Origin of the sequence: Escherichia sp. HH41S, from assembly GCF_009820115.1 — a bacterium.
GTDB lineage: Bacteria > Pseudomonadota > Gammaproteobacteria > Enterobacterales > Enterobacteriaceae > Escherichia > Escherichia coli_F.
In genome coordinates this window covers 1-332 of record NZ_VNXE01000051.1, presented here as the reverse complement: position 1 = coordinate 332, position 332 = coordinate 1, and the positions used below count along the sequence as shown (strand labels likewise).

Here is a 332-nt window from a genome sequence, read left to right as displayed (position 1 = left end):
CGTGTGAAATCGATCAGTGCTTCAGGCCACAAATTCGGTCTGGCTCCGCTGGGCTGCGGCTGGGTTATCTGGCGTGACGAAGAAGCGCTGCCGCAGGAACTGGTATTCAACGTTGACTACCTCGGTGGCCAGATTGGCACTTTCGCCATCAACTTCTCCCGTCCGGCGGGCCAGGTAATTGCACAGTACTACGAGTTCTTGCGCCTCGGTCGTGAAGGCTATACCAAAGTACAGAACGCTTCCTACCAGGTAGCTGCCTATCTGGCAGATGAAATCGCCAAACTGGGGCCGTATGAGTTCATCTGTACCGGTCGCCCGGATGAAGGCATCCC

1 protein-coding gene is annotated in these 332 nt (G+C 56.3%); it reads left to right on the top strand.

The genetic code is table 11. The features are described from left to right. Nucleotides 1-332 (top strand): pyridoxal-dependent decarboxylase (locus FQZ95_RS08825; RefSeq protein WP_237427969.1); only part of this gene is annotated, 332 nt, incomplete at both ends.